16 protein-coding genes are annotated in these 19,815 nt (G+C 64.2%); 9 read left to right on the top strand and 7 right to left on the bottom strand.

The genetic code is table 11. The features are described from left to right. Window positions 1-4: 4 nt before the first annotated feature. Entirely contained in the window at window positions 5-1,180 is a 1,176-nt protein-coding gene (locus FVW59_RS08975; RefSeq protein WP_246139683.1) for a PQQ-dependent sugar dehydrogenase, read from the bottom strand. A 168-nt stretch (window positions 1,181-1,348) separates the two neighbouring features. Here FVW59_RS08975 and nhaC point away from each other — a divergent pair, with 168 nt between their 5' ends. From nhaC to bluB, 3 genes are read left to right on the top strand one after another with little or no spacing between them, the layout of a single operon-like run. Beyond that, complete coding sequence (gene nhaC, locus FVW59_RS08970; RefSeq protein WP_148063909.1) at window positions 1,349-2,818, top strand: Na+/H+ antiporter NhaC; 1,470 nt, start codon at window positions 1,349-1,351, stop codon at window positions 2,816-2,818. Continuing rightward, a complete protein-coding gene (locus FVW59_RS08965) occupies window positions 2,815-3,267 on the top strand; it encodes an acyl-CoA thioesterase (protein ID WP_148063908.1) in 453 nt (150 codons plus the stop codon). The genes nhaC and FVW59_RS08965 overlap by 4 nt, the downstream gene beginning before the upstream one ends. Then, window positions 3,264-3,983, top strand: coding sequence for a 5,6-dimethylbenzimidazole synthase (gene bluB, locus FVW59_RS08960; RefSeq protein ID WP_148063907.1), 720 nt, complete (start codon window positions 3,264-3,266; stop codon window positions 3,981-3,983). The genes FVW59_RS08965 and bluB overlap by 4 nt, the downstream gene beginning before the upstream one ends. Here the strand turns inward: bluB and epmA are convergent. Both epmA and efp read right to left on the bottom strand, forming a co-directional pair. Continuing rightward, on the bottom strand, window positions 3,980-4,933 hold the full coding sequence (epmA, locus tag FVW59_RS08955; RefSeq protein ID WP_148063906.1) for an EF-P lysine aminoacylase EpmA: 954 nt from the start codon (window positions 4,931-4,933) through the stop codon (window positions 3,980-3,982). The two genes, bluB and epmA, sit on opposite strands and share 4 nt — an antisense overlap. Before the next feature lie 4 nt (window positions 4,934-4,937). Further along, a complete protein-coding gene (efp, locus tag FVW59_RS08950; RefSeq protein WP_148063905.1) occupies window positions 4,938-5,507 on the bottom strand; it encodes an elongation factor P in 570 nt (189 codons plus the stop codon). A 161-nt stretch (window positions 5,508-5,668) separates the two neighbouring features. On the opposite strand from efp, the gene FVW59_RS08945 reads away from it, so the two are divergent. Further along, window positions 5,669-7,501 (top strand): GTPase, encoded by a 1,833-nt coding sequence (locus FVW59_RS08945; protein ID WP_148063904.1) that lies wholly within the window; start codon window positions 5,669-5,671, stop codon window positions 7,499-7,501. A gap of 12 nt (window positions 7,502-7,513) precedes the next feature. Here FVW59_RS08945 and serB read toward each other — a convergent pair whose 3' ends face one another. Then, entirely contained in the window at window positions 7,514-8,731 is a 1,218-nt protein-coding gene (gene serB / locus FVW59_RS08940; RefSeq protein ID WP_148063903.1) for a phosphoserine phosphatase SerB, read from the bottom strand. A gap of 140 nt (window positions 8,732-8,871) precedes the next feature. Here serB and FVW59_RS08935 point away from each other — a divergent pair, with 140 nt between their 5' ends. Together FVW59_RS08935 and FVW59_RS08930 are read left to right on the top strand one after the other, a co-directional pair. After that, complete coding sequence (locus tag FVW59_RS08935) at window positions 8,872-10,113, top strand: hypothetical protein (RefSeq protein WP_148063902.1); 1,242 nt, start codon at window positions 8,872-8,874, stop codon at window positions 10,111-10,113. Window positions 10,114-10,229: 116 nt separating this feature from the next. Next, window positions 10,230-12,218 (top strand): alpha/beta hydrolase family protein, encoded by a 1,989-nt coding sequence (locus FVW59_RS08930; protein ID WP_187275826.1) that lies wholly within the window; start codon window positions 10,230-10,232, stop codon window positions 12,216-12,218. A 26-nt stretch (window positions 12,219-12,244) separates the two neighbouring features. Here the strand turns inward: FVW59_RS08930 and parC are convergent, their stop codons facing one another. Both parC and FVW59_RS08920 read right to left on the bottom strand, forming a co-directional pair. Next, window positions 12,245-14,500, bottom strand: a complete 2,256-nt coding sequence (gene parC / locus FVW59_RS08925; protein WP_148063900.1) for a DNA topoisomerase IV subunit A — start codon at window positions 14,498-14,500, stop codon at window positions 12,245-12,247. Window positions 14,501-14,575: 75 nt separating this feature from the next. Then, window positions 14,576-15,394 carry a Crp/Fnr family transcriptional regulator gene (locus FVW59_RS08920; protein WP_148063899.1) on the bottom strand — a complete coding sequence of 273 codons (819 nt, stop codon included), beginning with the start codon at window positions 15,392-15,394 and terminating at the stop codon, window positions 14,576-14,578. Between the two features lie 199 nt (window positions 15,395-15,593). Between FVW59_RS08920 and FVW59_RS08915 the strand changes: the two genes are divergently transcribed. The 3 genes from FVW59_RS08915 to FVW59_RS08905 are packed head-to-tail and all read left to right on the top strand — an operon-like array spanning window position 15,594 to window position 19,392. Next, window positions 15,594-16,076: an FKBP-type peptidyl-prolyl cis-trans isomerase gene (locus tag FVW59_RS08915; RefSeq protein ID WP_148063898.1), complete on the top strand. Its 483-nt coding sequence runs from the start codon at window positions 15,594-15,596 to the stop codon at window positions 16,074-16,076. Further along, window positions 16,073-16,531, top strand: coding sequence for a GNAT family N-acetyltransferase (locus FVW59_RS08910; protein ID WP_246139682.1), 459 nt, complete (start codon window positions 16,073-16,075; stop codon window positions 16,529-16,531). Before FVW59_RS08915 ends, FVW59_RS08910 begins: the two co-directional genes overlap by 4 nt. Window positions 16,532-16,542: 11 nt before the next feature. After that, window positions 16,543-19,392, top strand: coding sequence for a PQQ-dependent sugar dehydrogenase (locus tag FVW59_RS08905; RefSeq protein WP_148063897.1), 2,850 nt, complete (start codon window positions 16,543-16,545; stop codon window positions 19,390-19,392). Here the strand turns inward: FVW59_RS08905 and dtd are convergent. Next, window positions 19,372-19,815 (bottom strand): D-aminoacyl-tRNA deacylase, encoded by a 444-nt coding sequence (gene dtd / locus FVW59_RS08900; RefSeq protein WP_148063896.1) that lies wholly within the window; start codon window positions 19,813-19,815, stop codon window positions 19,372-19,374. The genes FVW59_RS08905 and dtd overlap by 21 nt on opposite strands.

Raw genomic sequence — 19,815 nt, 5'->3', positions numbered from 1 at the left:
CCCATCAGCGACCGACGTCGAGGCGAATCAGGCGCGCGCCGCCGGCGAGGGCGTAGAGCTTGCCATCCGGGCCGATCTCGACATCGCGGATGCGCATGCCGAGGTTGGCCAGCAGGCGGGTCTCACTGCCGACGCCATCGGCGTCCAGCTCCAGCCGGCTGATGCGGGTCAGTTTGAGCCCCGACACCAGCGCCGAGGGCTGCCAGTCGGGGTAGATGTCACCGGTGTAGAAGGTGAGATTCCCGGTGCCGATGGAGGGCACCCAGTACACCAGCGGCTGGCGCGTCCCCTCCAGGTGGGTGCCCTCGCCGATCTGACCGCCGCCGTATTCTTCGCCGTAGGTGACCACCGGCCAGCCGTAGTTGGCGCCGGCCTTCAGCACGTTGAGTTCATCGCCACCCTGGGGCCCGTGCTCGGTCACCCAGATACTGCCGTCGACCGGGTGACGGGCCATGCCCTGGGGGTTGCGGTGGCCGTAGGTCCAGATTTCCGGCAGCGCGCCGTCGGTGCCGACGAAGGGATTGTCCTCGGGCACCCGGCCGTCTTCATACAGGCGCATCACCTTGCCGTTGTGGCTGTCCAGGCGCTGGGCCAGATCGCGATTGCCGCGATCGCCCACGGTAAGGTAGAGGTAACCCTCGGCCAGCAGCAGGCGCGAGCCAAAGTGGCGGCGCTGCTTGAAAAAGGGCTGGGCGGTAAACAGTTCCTCGACGTCCACCAGGGCATCGCCCTCGAGTCGCGCGCGGCTGACCCGGGTACTGTAGCGATTGCTGTCGTCAGCGACGGTATAACTGAGGTAGACCAGGCCATTGCTGGCAAAGTCCGGGTGCACCAGGACATCCATCAGGCCGCCCTGCCCCGCCTGCACCGAGGCCGGTACGCCACTGATTGCCGTGACCGCGTAGTCGCTGCCAGCGACGCGCTTCAGCGCACCGCCCTGCTCGGTGATCAGCAGGTCGCCGTCCGGCAGGAAATCCATGCCCCAGGGTTCGTCGAGGCCGCCCACCAGTGTCACCATTTGCAGGCGCGCCTCCCCGGGCGCCTCGCTCTCGACATTGCTCTCATGAACCGGTGCCACCGGCGGCGGCTCATCAACCGGCCGGGTGGCACCGCAGGCGGGCAGCAGGGCGACAGCAACAGCCAACAGGCTCAGGCGCAGGGTCGTGGGCAAGTACGTCATGGGCGCGATTCCGGCGGTGTGAATGTGAGGGGTTATGGTACGTGATAGAACAGGGACTGTCCCTGTACCCCGCCGGGCTTTTCAGGCATTCTGCTGCCTTTCGCGGCGTTGGCGCGGCTCGCCTCCGATGCCTGCCCTCCCCAGAATAAGCAGCACGAGACTCCAGCCTTGAGCGTAAGCAGCCACAGCAACCCCCGCCTGACTCTGCCCCTGGCACTGACCCCGATCCTGTTCCTTGTCGCCCTGCTGGCCTGTTCGGTCTACCTGTTCGGCTCGGACTCGTCCTACGGCGCCAACCAGATCGCCCTGGTGCTGGCCAGTTGTGTGGCCGCCCTGGTGGGCAGGAAAACCGGTATTCGCTGGAGCGATGCCCAGCAGGGTATTGTCGACGGCATCAGCGTAGGCCTGGGGCCGACCCTGATCCTGCTGTCGGTGGGCATGCTGATCGGCACCTGGATACTCAGCGGCACCGTGCCGGCGATGATCTACTACGGCGTCGCCGTGCTCGACCCGTCCATCTTCTACGCCGCCAGCGCCGCCATCTGCGCCATCGTGGCAGTGAGTATCGGCAGCTCCTGGACGGTGGCCGGCACTCTCGGCATCGGCCTGATGGGCATCGCCGGCAGCTTCGACCTGTCTCCGGCCATCACCGCCGGCGCCATCGTCTCCGGGGCCTATTTTGGCGACAAGCTGTCGCCCATGTCCGATACCACCAACCTGGCCTCTGCCGCCACTGGCGTGGACCTGTTCGACCACATCCGCCACATGCTGTGGACCACGGTCCCCAGCTTTGCCATCGCCCTGCTGATTTTCGCCCTGATCGGCAGCTCCGAAGCCGCCACCCCGGAGGAAATCGCCGCCCTGCAGGAGAGCCTGCGCCAGGAATTCAATATCGGGCTGCACCTGCTGATTCCCCTGTTGCTGATGCTGGGGCTGGTTTACAAGCGCTTCCCCGCCTATCCCGCCATCATCGTCAGCGCCCTGGTAGGTGCCGTATTCGCCCTGCTGTTCCAGCCCGGGGCAGTGGCGCGGCTGGCCGGCGAGGCGGGCGAGCTGGGCAGGGGCTTCCTGCTTCTCAAGGGCGTCTGGATCAGCCTGTTCAGCGGCTATGTGTCCAGCAGTGGCAATGAATTCCTGGACGCCCTGCTTAGCAAGGGCGGCATGAGCAGCATGCTCAACACCGTGTGGCTGATCATTTCCGCCCTCGGTTTCGGCGGCGTGCTGGAGCGCACCGGCATCCTCGACTACCTGCTGACCCTGGCCCTGAAGGGCGTGCACAGTATCGGCTCGCTGGTCGCCACCACCGTCGGCACCTGCATCGCCGCCAACATTCTCGCCGCTGACCAGTTCATCGCCGTGGCCCTGCCCGGACGCATGTACAAGGACGAGTACGAGCGCCACGGTATTTCGCGCCTCAACCTGTCGCGCACCCTGGAGGATTCGGCCACCCTGACATCGGCCCTGATTCCCTGGAACACCTGCGGCGCCTATATGGCCGCCACGCTCGGCGTGGCCACCTTCTCCTACGCGCCCTTTGCCTTTTTCAACCTGCTGTGCCCGGTGATCGCCATCATTTACGCTTTCTTCAACATCGCCATCAAGCCGGCGGAGGCAGCCGACGCGGAGGCCGCGGCATGAGCAACGCCGATTTGCCCTGGGATCACCCCGATCCTTTCGTTGTCAGCCACACCGTCAGCCCCGATGACATCGACGGCCTGCAGCACACCAACAACACGGTCTATGTGAAGTGGTGCGAGCAGGCGGCCTGGGGCCACTCGGTGTCCCTCGGGCTCGACCTCGACAGCTACCGCCGCCTGGACCGGGCCATGGCCATCACCCGCGCCGAGTACAACTACCTGCAGGCCTCCCGCGCCGGCGACGAACTGCTCACGGCGACCTGGATTGTCAGCTGGGACGGCAGAGTCACCATGCAGCGGCGCTTCCAGATCCTGCGGCCGGCGGACGGGGCGACCCTGCTGCGCGGCGGCATGCAGTTCGCCTGCATCGAGATCAGCAGCGGGAGACCGCGGCGCATGCCGGCGGAGTTTATCGAGGGCTACGGGCCGGCGGTCCTCGACCGCACATGAGCAGCGATCACCACGACTTCAGCCCCGCAGAGCGCGCCGGGCTGTACCGCGCCATATTCGAGCGCCGCGATGTGCGCTCCCAGTTCCTGCCCGACCCGGTTCCCGAAGACGTGCTGGCCCGCCTGTTGCAAGCGGCCCATCACGCGCCGTCGGTGGGCTTTATGCAGCCCTGGGATTTCCTGCTGATCGAAAGCCGCGACACGCGGCGGGCGGTGAAGGCCCTGTTCGACGGCGCCAATGACCGGGCCGCCAGGCACTATGCAGGCGAGCGCGGCGAACGCTATCGACGCCTGAAGCTGGAGGGCATCCTCGACAGCCCCCTCAACCTCTGCATCACCTGTGACCGCAACCGCGGAGGCCCCCACGTGCTGGGGCGGGACAGCATGTTCGACACCGACCTGTTCAGCACCTGCCTGGCGGTGCAGAACCTGTGGCTGGCGGCGCGGGCCGAGGGTCTGGGAGTGGGCTGGGTGAGCATTGTCGACCCCGATGCCCTGGCCGGGGTACTGGCCTTGCCGGCGGGCGTGTATCCGCTGGCCTACCTCTGCCTGGGTTATGTCAGCGAGTTTCTCCCCGAGCCGGAACTGGCTGCGGCGGGCTGGCGCCAGCGTCTGCCGCTCACCGGGCTGCTGCGCGGCGACACCTGGCACACGGAAGCGCCGGAAGCGGTCCTGCAGGCGGTCGCGGGCCTGTCGCCGCAGGATGCATCGCGCTAGCAGCGCTCCCAGTCAAAGGCGAGCACCCGGCGGATGTCTCTTTCGCCAGTGGCCAGCATCAGCAGGCGATCAACGCCCAGGGCCACGCCACTGCAGGGGGGCAGCCCGGCTTCCAGCGCCGCCAGCAGGCGCTCGTCGACAGGTCGCGCAACCTGCCCCAGCGCCAGGCGCCGTTCGTTATCCGTGGCAAAGCGCACGCGCTGCTCTGTGGCGTCGGTCAGTTCGCAGTAGCCGTTAGCCAGTTCCACTCCGTCGATGTAGAGCTCGAATCGCTGGCCCACGGCAACGCCGCCCTCGGTTACGATTTGCGACAGGGCCGCCTGGGAAGCGGGGTAGTCGTAAACGAAGCACAGTCCCTGCCCCGCCAGCCAGGGCTCCACCTGGTGGGTGATCAGCACATCCAGCCAGAAGTCGCGGTCGCCGCTGAGGTCGCCGAGGTCGTGCCCGCTGCGGGCGCGCGCTTCGAGGTCAGAGGTGGCGGCGGTGAAGGGATCGAGCGCAATACTGTCGATGAAGAGCTGGCGGTAACTGAGCTTGCGCCAGGGCCGCTGGCCGAGGCAGGCGCAGACCAGCTCGGCGACCTCCTCCATCAGGGCGTGGTGGTCAAAACCCGGGCGGTACCATTCCAGCAGGCTGAATTCCGGGTTGTGCCGGCTACCCGCCTCACCGTCGCGAAAGGCGCGGGCAATCTGGTAGATGGCGCCGGAGCCCGCTGCCAGCAGGCGCTTCATCGCGTACTCGGGCGATGTCTGCAGATAGCGGGGAGCCGCAAGCGAGCGCCCCTCGCTGACAATGAGTGGCTCGATGGCGGGATCGGTAATGCCCGCACTGCACAGCAGCGGGGTTTCGACTTCGAGCACACCGCGCGCATCGAAGAAGCGGCGCAGAGTGCTCAGCAGCCCGGCGCGCGCCCTGAGTTGCTCGAGGCCCGCGCCAGGTTGCCAGGACATGGGCTTACTTGCTGACCCGGTTCTGGTATTCGCCGGTGCGGGTGTCCACGCGCACCACTTCACCGGTGGTGATGAACAGGGGCACCTTGACCACCGCGCCGGTCACCAGGGTCGCCGGCTTGCTGCCGCCCTGGGCGGTGTCGCCCTTGAGGCCGGGGTCGGTCTCGACAATTTCCAGCTCGACGAAGTTGGGCGGGGTCACCGACAGGGGGCTGCCGTTGTAGAGAGTAACCACGCACTCGTCCTGTTCCTTCAGCCACAGGTGGGACTCGCCAACGGCCTTGGCGTCGGCCTGGAACTGCTCGAAGGTATCCGGCTCCATGAAGTGCCAGAACTCGCCGTCGTTGTAGAGGTACTGCATGTTGCGGTCCATCACGTCGGCGCCTTCCAGGGTATCGCCGGACTTGAAGGTGCGCTCCCAAACGCGGCCGGTGGCCAGGTTACGCATGCGCACGCGATTGAAGGCCTGGCCCTTGCCGGGCTTGACGAACTCGTTCTCGAGAATGGAGCAGGGGTCGCCGTCCAGCATCACTTTCAGGCCGGAGCGGAATTCGTTGGTGGAGTAGTTAGCCATGACTGCCACAGTTGCTGAAAAAATGGGCGGCAATGATACCTCACAGTCGCGCGATTTGGCAGCGTTGCGCACCCTCAGGCGGGCCATTGCCGGCTGTGGCGCGAGAGGTGCCAGATGGGCTAACCTTGAAACAGCAGGAAAGACAGAGCCGGCGGTTGCCCATGAGTGAGAACGCGCCCATCAAGTTGCGGATACCCCGTCAGGATCTGACGCAGTTCAAGGCCTTTGCCCTCGACGCCGGGGCGGCCGGGAACTGGGCGAAGGGTCTGCCCACCAGCGACCTGCGCGTCGCCGTCAGCCAGCTGCGCGAGACGGTGGGCGAATTGAACCGGGTGGAACTGGCCCCGGGCCAGCGTCAGTCCATCCTGGAAGCCCTGTGCCCCACCCTGCAAACGATTCTGCAGCAGCTGTCGCGACTCTTCCTCAACCAGCCGCTGGTCCTGCCGGAGACCTCCCGGCAACTGGCCGAGCTGACCGAAAGCCTGCTCAGCCTGATCTCCACCGGCTACACCCTGGTGGCGGTACATACCATCCAGCGCGTCGGTGGCGAGCAGCCCGCCCACCCTGCGCGTCTCGCCTGCGAAGCCCTGCAGCGGGCCATCCAGTTCGCCGGCCAGCGCATGCTGCAGACCTTCCAGCTGTACCAGCACCTGGAGCCCCAGAGCTGGCTGACCCTGCACCAGCTCTACGCGCTGGGCGAACGCCAGCAGCTGGCAAAGCTGCCCGTGCGCGACCTGCAGGGCCACGACACCACACTCACCGAGGCCTGGTTGAGCGCCGTCATGCTGGGCTGCTGCCAACCCAACCAGTTGCGCCAGAGCGACCTGACCGCCATATACCGCGCCCTGCAACAGCACTGGGGGCCGATGCTGCGCCTGCATGACGAAAAAGAGGACGGCCCCGGCCAGTTCGAGGTGGATCTGCACAGCGACCAGCCACCCAGCTACAGCCGGGGTGACACCAGCGGCACCCAGCTGCGCTATATCGACACCAGCGGACTGATGGCCCATTTGCAGCAACTGCGGGAACAGGAGCGGCGCGGCTATGGTCGCCACTCCCCACTGCGCGAACTGGCGCTGCCGATCTCCATCCTCGATCACCTGATCGCCGCGCTATCGCCTCCCAGCCAGCGCAATTTCAGCCGCCGCGCCGGCAATGCCAGCCAACTGGAAGTGGCCGTAGGCCTCAGCAGCGCCCACTACCATTGCGCGGGTGAACGCACCTTCAGCGAGTTCTTGCCCCCCCACCTGGCCGGCGGCGGGCAGGATGACAATCCTTTCGCCTCCCGCTCCCGGGCCCGCGACATCTGGGAAGAGTCCGAGTCAGACGATATCCATCGCGGCGAGGCGGACAGCAAAGGCCGCGAAAATACCGACGTCCGCTCGGTGGATATCGACCCCCTGGGCCTGGCGCGCATCGGGGAGACCGGCCGCCCCGGCAGTCAGCCGCCAGCGCGCTTCACGGTCTACCGCGCCGAGGTACTCAACGCCAGCCCCGGCGGCTATTGCCTGAACTGGAGTGACCCCAACCCCGTCAATCTGCGCTCGGGCGACATTCTCTGTGTGCGCGAGACCGGCCAGGTGGAATGGGTCATTGCCACAGTGCGCTGGATCAGCGCCATGGAGTCCTCTACAACCCTGATCGGGCTGGAGCTGCTGAGCCCGCGGGCCATGCCCTACGGCGCCCGGGTGATGGGGCCGGGGGGAGAATTGTCGCGCCCCATCCGCGTGCTGCTCCTGCCGGAAATCAAACTGGTGGGCAAACCCCACACGCTAGTCACCCCCCGCACCGGGTTTCACGAGCGCCAGCGGGTCGTCCTGCTGGGAGATGGCGAGGAATTCCTGGTACAGCTACTGCGTCAGGTGAGCGCCAGCAGCAGCTACAGCCAGTTTGATTTCCGCTATATCAGGGAACTGGAAAAAAGCAGCAGCGCGGTGGCTGAGGAAATCACCATGCCCAGGTCGCCCTTCGACTCCCTGTGGTCGCAGCTCTGAGGAAGGGCTGCCTTACTGCTCCTGCTGATAGCGGTCGGAGATACCCAACAAATAGAGAATGGCGTCCAGCCCCAGGGTGGAAATGGACTGCTCGGCGCTCTGCTTGACCAGCGGTTTGGCGCGGAAGGCCACCCCGAGGCCGGCGATGCTGAGCATGGGAAGGTCGTTGGCGCCGTCGCCCACAGCGATCACCTGCTGCAGGTCGATACCTTCACGACTGGCGATCTCCTTCAGCAATTCCGCCTTGCGCCTGCCGTCGACAATTTCGCCGGTCACCGCCCCGGTCACCCGGCCGTCGACGATATCCAGCTCATTGGCGTAGACATGGTCGATCCCCAGTCGCTGCTGCAGCTGACGGGCGAAGTAGGTGAAGCCGCCGGAGAGGATGGCCGTGCGATAGCCCAGCCGGCGCAGGGTGCTGATCAGGTGCTCGGCACCCTCGGTGATCTGCAGGCGCCCGGCGATGGTCTCCAGGGCGGATTCCGGCAGGCCTTTGAGCAGGCCCACCCGGGCACGGAAACTCTCGCTGAAGTCGAGTTCACCCCGCATCGCGCGCTCGGTGATTTCCGCCACCTGCTCACCGACGCCGGCCTCCCGCGCCAACTCGTCGATCACCTCCGCCTCGATCAGGGTGGAATCCATATCGAAGGCGACCAGCCGGCGGTGGCGGCGGAACATATTGTCCTGCTGCAGGGCCAGGTCGACGTCGAGGCTGGCGGCCAGTTCCAGCAGGTCACTGCGGAAAGCCTCCGGATCCGCCAGCGGCCCGCGCACCGAAAACTCGACACAGGCCTTGCTCAGGGGCGGCAACTCGCCCAGCGGAAGGCGCCCGGACAGGCGGGTGATGCCGTCGATGCCGAGCCCGTGATCCGCAAACACGGTGCTCACCCGGTTCACCTGCTCAGCGGTGATTTTGCGCGCCAGCAGGGTAATGATGTAACGCGCCCGGCCCTGGGCTTCCACCCACTCGCCGTAAGCGGCCGGCGCCACCGCCTCGCTGCGCAGGCGCAGGCCCGCCTCGTCGGCAAACGCCTGCAAGGCGCTTTGCAGGGCGGTGCCGTCGTGTTGCGGCGTCAGCTCCACCAGCAGGCCGAGGGACAGAGTGGAGTGAATCACCGCCTGCCCGATATCCAGCACATTGCCGCCGTGTCGGGCCAGCACGCCGGTCACCGCCGCGGTGATACCGGACCGGTCCGGACCGGACAGGGTAATCAACAGAATATGGTTCACGGGCAGTCTCGTCGGCGGCAAAGCGCGCTATTCTACCCGCGCCGGCCGGGCCGGGAAACTGGCCACCGAAGCCCCATCGGCCCCGCAGGGCAGCTTCGTTGGTTTATACTCAGCCGCTTTGGGAAGGGATGTCAGGGCGCGTGATCAGCCGTATACAGAACCTGAAACTGGGGCAACAACTGGCCCTTGTTGCCGCGGGCTGCTGCCTGTTCGTCAGCCTGTCGCTGGTGTTGCTGGCCACCTCGTCCAGCCAGCACCTGTTGCAGTCGCAGCAGGCCGAGCACGGTAATGCCCTGGCCCAGCAGATTGCTGGCCGCGTCGGCAGCGCACTGGAAACCGGCGACCTGCTCAGTGTTGCCGCTTCGCTACAGCGTTTTGTCGCCACTTCGCCGGCGCAGCAGGTCGCAGTCTACGACATCGAGGGCAAGGCTCTCGGCCAGGCGGGCAGCGCCAGCGGCGAGAACCTGCGCCAGTACCGGGCGCCGGTACGGGTGGCCTCCGATGTCGCCGGTGAAGTCGTCATTACCCTGAACACCGACAGCGCCCAGGCCGCACGCTGGCGCTTCCTGCTGAGCCTGCTCGGCCTGGCCATCCTGCTCAGCGCCGCCGTCTACGGCCTCACCCTCCACCTCGGCCAGCGCCTGGGCAAACAACTGCTGAGCCTGGGCCGCAAAGTCGCGCTGGACGAAAATCGCGGCAAACCGCGGCCAGACAACGAACTGCAGAGCCTGGCGGCCGACATCGACGCCCTGCCCATGGATTTGCTGCGCCCGCGCTCCGGGGCCGGCGCGCGGGATGAAAACTACGACACCAGCGCCATCCTCTACCTGCACCTGGCCAGTCTCACCGAATACGTGGACACCCTCGACGAGGAGTCCCTGCACCGCTACACCGACCGCCTGCACCAGGTGGTCTACGCCGCCGCCGGTTTCTATGGCGGCCGCATCCAGGTCATGCGCCAGTTCGGCCTGGCCATCTTCTTCACCGGCCAGGGCAGCGCCGGCAGCGCCGCCTTTCGCGCCGCAGCCTGCGGCGCCCTGGTGCAGGCGGTGTGCCGGGAAGTGGAGAAGAACATGACGCTGTCGCTGGGCATCAACATGGCGGTGGCGCACAGCGAGCTTGGGCTGGGGGATGAAGCCGACATCTATCCCGGCCTGTACATGCAGCATACGCTGGACGAGCTGCACGCCGTCTGCGCCAGCCTGCCGCCACGGGTGATGCTGTCGCCGGGTATTGTCGAGGATATGGATGTCAATGGCCGCCTTGAAGCGCAGCCCAGTGAGCTCGGGAACTACTCCATTCTGGAGAGTTTCGAGGGGCCCTATGCGGACCTGCTGGAGCGGCAGCTGCAGCTGATCTTGCGGAAGATTGCTGGACCTTGAGTCAGCACAGCCTGGCGCGCTGACTCACGCGCCCTCAAAAATGACCGCTTTTGATGAGGTCTGTTGCAATAAAAATACACACAATAATCAGTCTTTTGTATCGATGGGGAGCCTACATGAGATTTTTGTCACGCCTTATGGCCATACTGGCCTGCACACTGTCCGTCAACGCGCTTGCCGCATCTTCGCCGTCGCCAGCCGAGGTATTCGGCCAGCTGCCCATGTACAAGTCAGTACAGATTTCCTTTGACGGCAAGCGCATAGCCTACCTGCAAAAGCTCGATGGCAAATACGTACTGGTGAACCGATCCCTGGAGGATGACAGCGCACCCAACGTGTACAGTCTCGCAGAAGGCAACATTCGTGAATTCCTCTGGGTAAGCAATGATCGCCTGCTGGTGGGGATGACCGTCCCGTTCTATGCCAAGGGCAACAGAAAGCTGTTTACGCTGTCCCGCACCGGCCTGCTTGACGCAGAAAGCAATGAGATGCTCTGGCCATTCAGTAACAGCAAGTTTGTCAATTTCGTCAACGGGCCCTGGCTGGTACACCGGGTGCCTGACGATCCGCAGCACATTTTGATGGCGGCCTATGCCGACGAGCCCGGCGAAATAACAACGGGCTCACGGACCAGCAAAGAAACCACCATCACCTACCGCGGGCTGTACCAGGTCGATATCAACAATGGCGACATCCGGGCAATTGAAGAATCAAGACGCACCAGCAGTCGCTGGCTGGCAAACAACGCCGGTGAGGTACTGCTGAAATACCAGTATCACAGTGAGGCAAAAGAAGATATCTGGTGGTACCGGGACAACGCAGAAGACGATTTTTCACCACTCACGCGCCTCGAAGCGGGGGAGGATGCCTACTTCAGTGAATCAATTCTGGGTACAGACGCCGCGCTGAAGAGTCTGTACATTGCCGAGACGGGCGACGGAGGCCGGGAGCAAATCGTGCGGGTCTCGATAGACCAGGGCAAAGTCGTCGAGCCCAGGATCGTCAATCGGGACGACACCTATGACGTAGACTCCGTTATCATCGATCAGCGCACGCAATCCGTTGTCGGCACCTACCATATCGAGGACAGGGCCGTTTATCGCTACCTGGATCGCGAGTTTGCACAGGTACAGGCCAACCTGGAGGCCACCTTCCCGGATGCCACTGTAGACCTGCTCTCCCTGACCGACGACTTTTCCCGGATTATCGTCGCCGTGACTTCACCGAGTACACCACGGACCTACTACCTCTACGACCGGAAAGCGGGCTCCATCGCGGCGGTGGCAAACGCATGGCCCAATGTAACCCCGGAGCTACTGTCACCGGTCAAACGCTTCGACTACGCGGCGGCGGACGGTCTGCCAATACACGGCTATTTGACCATCCCCACAGGCCAGGAAGACGGCCAGGCGCCGCCCCTGGTGCTGCTGCCCCACGGCGGCCCCAATGCCCGGGACAGCGCGGAATTCGACTGGATGCGGCAATACTTCGCGTCCCGGGGCTACGCGGTATTCCAACCCAACTTTCGCGGCTCCACCGGCTACGGCAGCGAGTTCGAGGACGCCGGCCTGCGGGAGTGGGGCGGCAAAATGCAGAGCGATCTCGACGACGGCGTGCAGGCGCTCATCGACGCCGGCCTCGTCGACCCCGATAAAATCTGCGCCGTCGGCGCCAGCTACGGCGGCTACGCCGCCCTTATGGGAGTTATCACCCGGCCGGAGCGCTACCGTTGCGCAGTGGCATTTGCCCCGGTCAGCAATCTGGGCAGCATGTACAACCATGTTCGGGACTCATTCGGCGATACGGACTACTGGGTAAAAAGCATCGGCTCGCGCTTCGAAGACGACCACCACAAATCGCTCTCGCCCGCCTTCCTGGTCACACGTGAAACACCGCCCGTGCTGCTGTTCCACGGAGACAAGGACACCGTCGTACCCTACGAGCAGTCGCTATTCCTGTCGCGAAACTTGAAAAAAGCCGGCAACCGGGAGGGCCGGCTCGAGGTTTTCGACGGGGAGGATCACTGGCTCAGCCTGGAAAGTTCCCGCCAGACCTTCCTGCGCGAGTCCGGCGAGTTTCTTGAAGAACATATAGGAGCCGACTGACACCGCGACGGGCGGCAGTCGGGGCACTACCCCTCGACCGCCATCCCGTCGACTTTCTGGAAGCCGCGCGGCAGCTTGTTGCCGCGCCGTCCGCGTTCGCCGCGATAGTGCTCCAGCTCCGAGAATTTCAGCGTCAGGTGCCGTTTGCCGGCATGCACCACCAGCGATTGCTGTTCACCGAGCACCTGCACCGACACCAGGAACTCCTCCCGCGCCTGCACCCGCGCACCGGGGATGCCGAGAATCTTGTTGCCCTTGCCGCGGGCCATCTGCGGCAGGTCCGCGAGGGGGAAGACCAGCAGGCGCCCCTCGTTGGAAACAGCCGCGACGTGGGCGCCCTCGCCCGAGCCCTCGATGAGGGCCGGCTGCATCACCTTGCCGCCCTTGGGCAGGGTCAGCGCGGACTTGCCGGCGCGATTCTTGGACTGCAAATCACCGAGCTTGGCGACGAAACCGTAGCCGGCGTCGGAGGCCAGCAAACAGAGCTGCTCCTCGGCGCCCATCACCATGCCCTCGAAGGAGGCCCCCGACGGCGGGTTGATGCGGCCGGTAAGGGGTTCACCCTGGCCCCGGGCCGAGGGCAGGTTGTGGGAGGCCAGCGTGTAGGAGCGACCGGTGGAATCGAGGATCACCACCGGCTGGTTGCTGCGCCCGTGCACCGCCAGCTTGAAGCCGTCGCCGGACTTGTAACTGAGGCTCGTCGGGTCGATGTCGTGGCCCTTGGCGGCGCGAATCCAGCCCTTGTCGGACAGCACCACGGTGATCGGGTCCGCGCTCATCAATTCCAGGGCGGAGAAGGCCTTGGCCTCGTCGCGCTCGGCGAGACGCGAGCGACGCTCGTCGCCGTACTGCTCGGCGGCAGCCACCAGTTCCTTCTTGATCAGGGTTTTCAGTCGCGCCTCTGAGCCCAGGATCAGTTCCAGTTTTTCCCGCTCGGCGTTCAGCTCATCCTGCTCACCGCGGATTTTCATCTCCTCGAGCTTGGCCAGGTTGCGCAGCTTCAGTTCGAGGATGGCTTCGGCCTGCACGTCGGTGATGCCAAAGCGCGCCATCAGCGCGGGCTTTGGCTTGTCCTCGGTGCGGATGATGTGGATCACTTCGTCAATGTTGAGGTAGGCAACGAGGTAGCCTTCCAGAATGTGCAGGCGCTTGAGCACCTTCTCCAGCCGGTACTGCAATCGGCGGCGCACGGTAGTGGTGCGGAAGCTGAGCCACTCTTTCAGGATGACGTTCAGGGCCTTCACCGCCGGCCGGCCGTCGATACCGATCAGGTTGAGGTTGACCCGGTAGGTCTTTTCCAGGTCGGTGGTGGCGAAGAGGTGACTCATCAGCGCCTCCACATCAACCCGGTTGGAGCGCGGCACGATGACCAGGCGCGTCGGGTTTTCGTGGTCGGATTCGTCGCGCAGGTCCGCCACCATCGGCAGCTTCTTGGCCTGCATCTGCTGGGCAATCTGCTCCAGCACCCGCGAGCCGGACACCTGGTAGGGCAGGGCATTCACCACCACATCGCCGTTTTCGCGCTCCCATACCGCACGTGCACGCATGCCGCCGCGGCCGGTTTCGTACATGTTGATGATCTCGTCCCGCGGGGTGATGATCTCGGCCTCGGTCGGATAGTCCGGGCCCTGCACGAACTCGCAAAGCTCGGCCACGGTTGCGCCCGGCGAATCCAGCAGGTGGATGGCGGCGTTGACCACCTCCCGCAGATTGTGGGGCGGTACGTCGGTGGCCATGCCCACGGCAATGCCGGTAATGCCGTTGAGCAGTACGTTGGGCACCTGGGCGGGCAGCACCGAGGGCTCTTCCATGGTGCCGTCGAAATTCGGCACCCAGTCCACCGTACCCTGGCCCAGCTCACCCAGCAGCACCTCGGCGTAGGGCGTGAGGCGCGACTCGGTATAGCGCATGGCGGCGAAGGATTTGGGGTCGTCCGGCGAGCCCCAGTTGCCCTGGCCGTCCACCAGCGGGTAGCGGTAGCTGAAGTTCTGGGCCATCAGCACCATGGCTTCATAGGCTGCGCTGTCGCCGTGCGGGTGAAACTTGCCGATGACATCGCCCACGGTACGGGCCGATTTCTTGAACTTGGCGGTGGCCTTCAGGCCCAGCTCGCTCATCGCGTAGACGATGCGGCGCTGCACCGGTTTCAGGCCGTCGCCGATGTGGGGCAGGGCCCGATCGAGAATGACATACATGGAATAGTCCAGGTAGGCTTTCTCGGTGTACTGCTTGAGCGACACCTGTTCGGTGCCGTCGTGATCCATTTCCAGTATGTCGGACATGCTTGACTGGTCCTGTCGTTACATTCAGTGCTGGCCGCCCGGGGGCGGCGGGTGCGCGGGCCGCGGCCCGCCGGTTCAGGTTTGCGGTCTGCGGGCGCTGTTGCGCAGGCCCACCAGTTGCTCGTTGAGATTGACGATGGAATTGGCCATGTCGATCAGCAGGCTGTGGATGGTTGCGGGGTTGCTCTTGATCAGGTCGGTAAACTGCTCCTTCGGCACTTTAACCACGGCACAGGGCGTTTCCGCACGCACCGTGGCGCTGCGATCGGCATGGGTCAGGGCCGCCATCGCACCGAAGATTTCACCCTCGCTGATACGCCCCACGATCACATCGTCCACCAGCACCTCTGCGCTGCCGGAAGAGAGGTTGAACACGTAATCGGCTCGCTCTCCCTGGCGAATGATAATGTCGCCCGCGTCGAACATCTCGAAACCGGGAGTGGCCTGGCTGTCCTCGTGGGTGCGCGCGGCGGTGAGGCGCAGCATCATGCCGGCATAGGTGATGAGCAGGCGGGTCCACAGCTTGATGGCCGCCGGTTCGGCAAATACCCGCTGCATGAACTCGAGGGCCGGGTAGCTGTACAGGCTGGCGCCCGCCTCGCTGCCGTAGAACACTGCCACGTCCTGATTGCCGAGGCCGGCGATGTCCGGCAACAGCATGTCCCCTTCCTCGAGAAAATAGATCGTGCGGCCGCGATAGCGGGCGCTGATCGAGCCGCTGTCCACCAGGTAGAACTTGCCGCCGTCGAAGCCGCGGAAATTTCCCTCCGATGTCGCCTCGACCTCCACCCGCACGGGGGGGATGTTCACCACATCCAGCAGCGCCAGAACCAGTTCCTTGTGCTGCTGATTCAGCCGATTAAAATCCTGTGCGAGCTCTGCGTTCGCTAACATTCTGTGCCCTTGTTCTGCCAGGAGCTCTGGCGGCTCCCTGCCCCCTGGTCAACTCATAGTACCGCCAGCCAGAGTCTGTAGCGGCAACCGAGGGCAGTATAGTAGCAAGAGTTCGCCGGGGGGAATATGGAATCCCCGCAGGGGCCGGTAGATGGCTGGGAGCGTGTTAGAATCGCCGCACTTTTTCAGGAGATTGTCCGTGAATATCAGCAAGAACAGCGTCGCCACCTTCCACTACATCCTGCGCGACGAGCAGGGTAACGAGATGGAAAGCTCGGGCGACGGCGAGCCCAGCGCCTACCTGCACGGCGCCAGCAACATCATTCCCGGTCTGGAGGCCGCGCTGGAAGGCAAGACCGCCGGCGACCATGTGGAAGTGACCCTGGCCCCGGCCGATGCCTATGGTGAACGCCTGCCGGAACGCGAGCAGAAAGTGCCGGTGAAGCACCTGCTGTTCAACGGCAAACTGCGCCCGGGCATGGTGGTACAGGTGAATACCCAGGAGGGCCGCCACCCGGTGACCGTCCTCAAGGTGGGGCGCCACTCCGCTACCGTGGATACCAACCACCCGCTGGCGGGCCAGGCCCTGACCTTTGTCGTGGATATTGTCGACGTGCGCGCCGCGACCCAGGAAGAAATCGACCACGGGCACGCCCACGGCGTGGGTGGTCACCACCATTGAGCGAGTTGCACTGGCAGGTCCGGGCCTTTGGCGAGCTCACCCTGACTGAACTCTACGCAGCACTGCAACTGCGACAGGAAGTTTTCGTGGTGGAACAGGACTGCCCCTACCTGGACCTGGACGGCCTGGACCAGGGAGCCTTCCACATGCTGTGCTGGCGCGGCGGGAAGCTTCTCGCCACCCAGCGCTGCCTGCCGCCGGGACTCGCCTTCGGGCAGAGCTCCATTGGTCGCGTCGTCGTATCCCCGTCAGCCCGCGGCACACAGCTGGGACGGGAGCTGGTCCGGCGCGGGATCGACTTCAACCTGGGGCAGTGGCCGGGTAGCGGCATCCGCATTGGCGCCCAGGCCTACCTGCTGGATTTCTACAGCAGCCTGGGGTTTGTCGCTGACGGCGATGAGTACCTGGAAGACGGCATTCCCCACATCGAAATGGTTTTTCCGACTAAAGAATAAGGGACAACACGATGAAACTAACGCGTAGCCTGTGGATCGCGACAACGGGTCTGCTATTGCTGGGAGCCATCACGCTGGGGGTCTATCTCTGGCTGGACCCCGGCGATCGCGACTCTGCCAGGCTCAATGAGGCGATCGCGACAAAAAACGCAGAGTTGCGCGGCAAGAAAAAGCGGGCTGCTGGCCAGCCCAAGCCCTATCAAGGGGATCTGGATTCGCTGGCATCCCTGAATGTCCGCAATGCCACGTTTGAGGTTGTCTACAAAGGTCTGAAATATCCCTGGGCGATGGAATTTACCCCGGACGGCCGCCTCCTTATAACCGAGTTCTCACAGGGGCTGCTTTGGCTCGACCCGGTCAGTGGCGAGACCACCCGCATCAAGGGCCTGCCCCAGTTCGCGAATGGCAAAGGCCAGCTCGGCCTGATGGACGTCGCCCTGCACCCTGATTTCGCCAACAATGGCATCGTGTATCTGAGCCATGCCGTCGCCTCTCCGGAACAGCCAGCGTTACACGCAACGGCCGTAACCCGCGCGGTGTTGCGTCAGGACACCCTGCACGACGTTCAGCAGATTTTCGTCTCCCTTCCCTATGAAAAAAGCAATTCCAATCTCGGCGGAGCACTGGCATTTGATAGCCAGGGATTGCTGTATATCGGCACCGGCGACAGATCCAATGATCTTGGGGCCCAGGACGGCCAGTCTCTGAACGGCAAGATCATCCGGCTCACAGCCGAAGGCGAAGTACCTGCAGACAACCCCTTCATCGGCAACGACAGCATTGATGATCGCATCTACGCCCTGGGCGTTCGCAATCCGCAGGGGCTTGATGTCGACCCACTTACCGGCAAAGTTTACGAAGCCGAGCACGGCCCGATGGGCGGAGACGAGGTTAACGTCGTCGAAGCTGGCGCGAACTACGGATGGCCACTCATCACCTATGGCGCAAACTACAATACCCAGCTAAAGGGCATTGGCACCGAACGCGCCGGCCTGTCACAGCCCCTGTATTACTATCTTCCCTCCATCGCCATTTCACCCCTGGCGGTGTACCGCGGAGAACTTTTCCCGGAGTGGCAGGGCCACCTGCTGGTTGGCGCCCTCAAAGGCGCGCAAATCAGCATGCTTGATCTCCAGGACGGCAAGGTCATCTCTGCCCAGACGCTGCTGTCGGAGATCAAGGATCGTGTGCGTGACATAAAAGTTGCCAGCGACGGCTCCATCTACGTTCTGCTCCAGAGAAGCGGTCGGGTAATGCGGCTCGGGCGCAGCTTTGATGAAGAAGCGGTGGAGCAGCCTGAGGAGCGCGCCGGCGCGACGGTATACCGATTCAGCTGCGCCACCTGCCACAATGGCCAGGTTGAGGGTATTCCGTCACTCAAGGACCGCGAGGCCTGGAGCAAACGCGCAGAAAAAGGTTTTGACCAACTTCTCTACAATGTTCGGGAAGGGTTCGGCGCCATGCCGGAAAAAGGATTCTGCGACAATTGCAGCGATGAGGAACTGGCCGCGGCTATTCGCTTCATGCTGGACAAATCGATCGGCAAAGAACAACGCCAGGCCATTGAAAAGAAACCCCCCAATTTTGTCGTGATTATTGCCGATGACATGAGCGCTGACGATCTCGGCACCTACGGCAACACCTTTGTAGAAACACCGAACATTGATTCCCTCGCCAATGCGGGCCTGCGCTATGACAACATGTTCCTGGCCACGGCGTCCTGCAGTGCCAGCCGGGCCAGCCTGCTAACGGGGAAATACCCCCAGAGCAATGGCCTGACCAAGCTGCATGGATACCTTCCCGAGGACCAGTCGACACTGGGATTGCTGCTGCGAAACGAGGGCTACTACACCGCCAGCATCGGGAAATGGCACATTGGGTCCAGAGTTGTCGGGCAGTTCGACAAGGTCGTTAACGAAAGTGACTCCCCGGGCAGCCAGCAGTGGCTGAGCTCGCTTCGGGAGCGCCCGCGTGACAAGCCCTTTTTCTTCTGGCTGGCTTCGCGGGACCCCCATCGCCCCTGGCAGCTATTACCGACAGACCCGGTCGAGCCACTGGATACGGCCAGCATTGTTGTGCCTCCGGGATTTGTCGATGGCCCCGGAACCCGCAAACAGTTGGCGAATTACTACGGCGAAGTGCGTCGCTTCGACCACGATGTGGGTCGGGTGGTATCAGAACTGCGTGCACAGGGCGTGCTCGACCAGACCATGATTGTGGTGATGGCAGACAATGGCCGGCCCTTTTTCCGCGCCAAGACCGGCCTGTACGATGCCGGCATCAGAACACCCTTTGTGGTGCACTGGCCCGGGGGTATCACAGAAGCGGGCCACCGCGATCAGTTGCTGAGTGGTATCGACCTGGCACCGACGCTGCTCGACCTGGCAGGTGTGAACAGCCTTCCGGACGACATTGAAGGGCGCTCCTTCCGCGCCAGCCTGAACAACCCAACCAGTACACTGCGCCGCTATGTCTTCGCCGAACGCAACGAACATGCCCGCCCATTTCATGAGCGTGCAGTGCGCTCGCTGGACTATCTGTACAAAGAGAACCAGTTTCCCTTGCACGGCGATTGCGCTCCCGGGGCGATTCAGACCGGCAGTGCAGAGTTCAGGGAATACCGCGCCGCGTACGAGCAGGGCAAACTTGCGCCAGAAATGGACGACTGCTTCGCCGCCGAGCGCGCGACGGTGGAATTGCGGGCGGTGGACGCCAACGGCGTAGCGGGCGGCCCGAACCTGGCCGAAGACCCTGCCTATCGCGACGTCAGGGAGAGCATGGCCGGGGAATTGGCGCAGTGGCGCAAGGCGGTTGGCGACCGGGACTACCAGCCACCGACTCTAGCCACCGACCTCCAGTAGGAAGGTCACCGGCCCGTCATTCACCAGCGAGACCTGCATATCGGCGCCAAAGCTGCCGGCCGCCACGGTCGGGTGGCGGTCCTGCAGGCGCGACAGGATCTGCTGATACAGGGCCTCGGCTTCCGCCGGCGGCAGGGCCCTGGAGAAGCTCGGGCGCAGGCCCTTGCGGGTATCGGCGGAAAGCGTGAACTGGGACACCAGCAGTACGCCGCCGCCGGTGTCCGTCACACTCAGGTTCATGCGGCCGTGTTCATCGCCGAACACGCGGTAGGCCAGCAGCTTGTCCAGCAATTTGTCCGCCACCGCAAGGTCGTCGCCCTTGTCCAGCCCCAGCAGTACCAGCAGGCCCGGGCCGATTGCACCCACGCAGTCGCCGTCCACGTGGACGGCGGCTTCGGTGACGCGTTGCAGCAGGGCTTTCAC

Source organism: Parahaliea aestuarii (assembly GCF_008064635.1).
Lineage (GTDB): Bacteria > Pseudomonadota > Gammaproteobacteria > Pseudomonadales > Halieaceae > Parahaliea > Parahaliea aestuarii.
Note: the sequence above shows the minus strand (reverse complement) of the source record. Positions and strands in the feature narration are given on the sequence as shown.

Coding starts and splice junctions, on each gene's coding strand:
- FVW59_RS08975 (WP_246139683.1), bottom strand. CDS start 1,180: ATGACGTACTTGCCCACGACCCTGCGCCTGAGCCTGTTGGCTGTTGCT.
- parC (WP_148063900.1), bottom strand. CDS start 14,500: ATGTCCGACATACTGGAAATGGATCACGACGGCACCGAACAGGTGTCG.
- FVW59_RS08920 (WP_148063899.1), bottom strand. CDS start 15,394: ATGTTAGCGAACGCAGAGCTCGCACAGGATTTTAATCGGCTGAATCAG.
- FVW59_RS08965 (WP_148063908.1), top strand. CDS start 2,815: ATGAGCAACGCCGATTTGCCCTGGGATCACCCCGATCCTTTCGTTGTC.
- bluB (WP_148063907.1), top strand. CDS start 3,264: ATGAGCAGCGATCACCACGACTTCAGCCCCGCAGAGCGCGCCGGGCTG.
- FVW59_RS08905 (WP_148063897.1), top strand. CDS start 16,543: ATGAAACTAACGCGTAGCCTGTGGATCGCGACAACGGGTCTGCTATTG.
- efp (WP_148063905.1), bottom strand. CDS start 5,507: ATGGCTAACTACTCCACCAACGAATTCCGCTCCGGCCTGAAAGTGATG.
- FVW59_RS08930 (WP_187275826.1), top strand. CDS start 10,230: ATGAGATTTTTGTCACGCCTTATGGCCATACTGGCCTGCACACTGTCC.
- epmA (WP_148063906.1), bottom strand. CDS start 4,933: ATGTCCTGGCAACCTGGCGCGGGCCTCGAGCAACTCAGGGCGCGCGCC.
- FVW59_RS08945 (WP_148063904.1), top strand. CDS start 5,669: ATGAGTGAGAACGCGCCCATCAAGTTGCGGATACCCCGTCAGGATCTG.